Genomic DNA, 2691 nt, shown 5'->3' on the forward strand with positions numbered 1-2691 from the left:
GGCCTTGAGCCGCTCCACTCGCCGCAGGCATGCAGCCGGGCTCAGGTTCACGCGCTTGGCCAGCGCGACATTGCTGATGGACGCATCTTTCTGCAGGGCGCGGAGGATCGCTTTGTCTGTTCGATCCAGCTCGGGCGGCGGTGCGGTTGGCTTTGGCACCACCTTGGTTCTTGCACGCAATTTTGTTGCCATAAATAGTAGTTACGCACAACTTCAGATACCAGCGTACCTGATTCTGCGTGCCATGATGCGTCAACAGGCCAATCTTCACAACCCTGTTTCGCGCGTTGTTCCCTAGCATGGAGGTACCCGATTCCCCCTTCACCCATTTGGACCGGAGCAACGCGCATGAACCTGCAACGCTTTCCCCGCCACCCACTCACCTTTGGGCCGACGCCCATTCAGGCGTTGCCACGTCTGTCCGCACAACTGGGCGGCAAGGTGGAGATCTACGCCAAGCGGGAGGACTGCAACAGCGGTCTGGCCTTCGGCGGCAACAAGACGCGCAAGCTGGAGTACCTGATTCCGGAGGCGCTGGCGCAGGGCTGCGACACGCTGGTCACCATTGGCGGCATCCAGTCGAACCACACGCGGCAGGTGGCGGCAGTGGCGGCGCATCTGGGCATGCGCTGCGTGACCGTGCAGGAGAACTGGGTGAACTGGTTTGACGGCGCGTATGACCGTGTTGGCAACATTCAGATGTCGCGCATCATGGGCGCGGATGTGCGGCTAGTGGATGCCGGCTTCGGCATCGAGTTCAAGGCAAGTTGGGAGCAGGCGCTGGAAGACGTGCGCCGCGCGGGCGGCAAGCCGTATGCGATTCCCGCCGGGGCGTCAGACCACCCGCTGGGTGGCCTGGGCTTTGTGGGCTTTGCAGAGGAGGTACGCGAGCAGGAGAAGGCGCTCGGCTTCAAGTTTGACTACATCATCGTGTGCTCGGTCACGGGCAGCACGCAGGCGGGCATGGTGGTGGGTTTTGCGGCGGATGGGCGGGCGGATCGCGTAATCGGCATTGATGCTTCCGCCAAGCCGGAGCAGACGCGCGAGCAGATCCTGCGCATTGCCCGGCAGACGGCCGACAAGGTAGACCTGGGCCGCGACATTACCGATGCCGACGTGGTGCTCGACACGCGCTATGCATATCCGGAATACGGTGTGCCGTCACAAGAAACGCTCGACGCCATCCGCCTGTGCGCCCGTGCCGAGGGCATGCTGACGGACCCGGTGTATGAGGGCAAATCGATGCAGGGCATGATCGATCTGATCCGCCGGGGTGACATTCCGGCGGGCTCGCGCGTGCTGTATGCGCACCTGGGCGGCGTGCCCGCGCTGAACGGTTACAGCTTCCTGTTCCGCAACGGCTGACCTGCACGCACACGACAGCCGGGGTGGAGTGACGTCGATCAGGTCCACTCCGGAATGTCGGGCACGCGAAGCTGCTCAACCTCCGGCAGATCGAACCCAAAGTGGTCTGCGAGCAGCGTGCGCAACGCGGTGCGATCCGCCAACTCGATCTTGTGCGACGTGCCTGCGCGCACGATCGTGACGTTGCGGTTCAACACAGAGACGCGGCCGTCTTTCGTCAGAGCACGCAGCAAGATCTGATTGCGGAACGGGGATGCCGGGTACGTTGCCGTGAAGTGGCTCCCCATTTCAAAATCGGCCGGCCCCTCCTCTTCCAACGTCGACACCCAGGCATCAACGGGCGGTTTGTCGCCCACTTGCGCGCGCAGGCTCCAGCGGTTTGCATCGCGCACCATCCAATGGGTTTCCCTGTCGATCGTGGCCGGCACGCCCTCCTCCAGCGGTACCGGCACGCGCGGCGCCAACGCACCAAACCCGGCGTCGACCACGAACGTGCCCTCCTTCAGCGGCACGGTCAGGAACATGTGCGTGCGGGCCATCTCGGTGCGAGGCCTCAGCACGGTCACCCGTGCCAACTGGCGGACCGGCTGAAAGCCGAGTTGCTCCAACACCGCAGCAAGCAGCGTTGAATGCTCAAAGCAGTAGCCACCACGGCGTGCGCGCACGAGCTTGTTCTGGAGGCTGTCGAGGTCGATGCGGATGCCGCGCCCAAGCAGCACATCCAGGTTCTCGAACGGGATGTGCTGCATGTGCGCGCGCAGCAGCCCGGTCAGGGTGTCGTAGCTGGGGCGAACATCGCCGCCCCATTGGATACGGTTGAGATACGCATCCAGATCGATGGAAGGTGTCACGTGCAACGTCCTTGCGAAATGACCGAAGTCACGACTATGCATGACCTTTCGAGCGGCGGCGGAATTGCTGCTCAGTCACGGTGCTGCCCCACTGCGTACCTTCTTCTTCCTGGGTCAGCACAAAACCGAATGACTCGTAGAGGCGGCGCGCCGCATCCAGCCCCTTGAAGGTATCGAGGTAGGTTTCGTCAAAACGCGCATCGGCAAAGCGCATGGCGCGCGACATGAGTTCGCGCCCAATGCCGGTGCCGCGCAACGCATCATCGACGATGAACCACCGCAGGTGCGCGGCGCGGTAGTGGGGGTTGCCGTCCATCGCCAGCGAAGCCAGGCAGCGGCCGTTCTCCACGCATAGCCACAGCGCCTTGTCGTCATCAGGCAGCGCGGCCGCAAACGTGGCCAGCTCCGTTGCCACACGGCGCTCGAAAAACACGCCAAACCCCCAATGCTGCGCGTAGAACCGGCCGTGCAGGCC

At 63.5% G+C, this 2691-nt stretch carries 4 protein-coding genes; 1 reads left to right on the forward strand and 3 read right to left on the reverse strand.

Translation table 11 applies throughout. From position 1 onward, the window contains the following. The coding region (locus JHD73_RS27395; RefSeq protein WP_199033280.1) for an Lrp/AsnC family transcriptional regulator at positions 1 to 192 on the reverse strand (192 nt) is incomplete at its 3' end. Positions 193 to 348: 156 nt separating this feature from the next. Between JHD73_RS27395 and JHD73_RS27400 the strand changes: the two genes are divergently transcribed. Beyond that, a complete protein-coding gene (locus JHD73_RS27400) occupies positions 349 to 1365 on the forward strand; it encodes a 1-aminocyclopropane-1-carboxylate deaminase (RefSeq protein WP_199033281.1) in 1017 nt (338 codons plus the stop codon). A gap of 38 nt (positions 1366 to 1403) precedes the next feature. Here JHD73_RS27400 and JHD73_RS27405 read toward each other — a convergent pair whose 3' ends face one another. Continuing rightward, the gene (locus JHD73_RS27405; protein WP_199033282.1) at positions 1404 to 2216 is read right to left on the reverse strand and encodes an arylamine N-acetyltransferase; all 813 of its coding nucleotides are present in this window, start codon (positions 2214 to 2216) and stop codon (positions 1404 to 1406) included. A gap of 34 nt (positions 2217 to 2250) precedes the next feature. Then, the coding region (locus JHD73_RS27410; protein ID WP_199033283.1) for a GNAT family N-acetyltransferase at positions 2251 to 2691 on the reverse strand (441 nt) is incomplete at its 5' end.

Source organism: Ralstonia sp. ASV6 (assembly GCF_016429285.1).
GTDB lineage: Bacteria > Pseudomonadota > Gammaproteobacteria > Burkholderiales > Burkholderiaceae > Ralstonia > Ralstonia flaminis.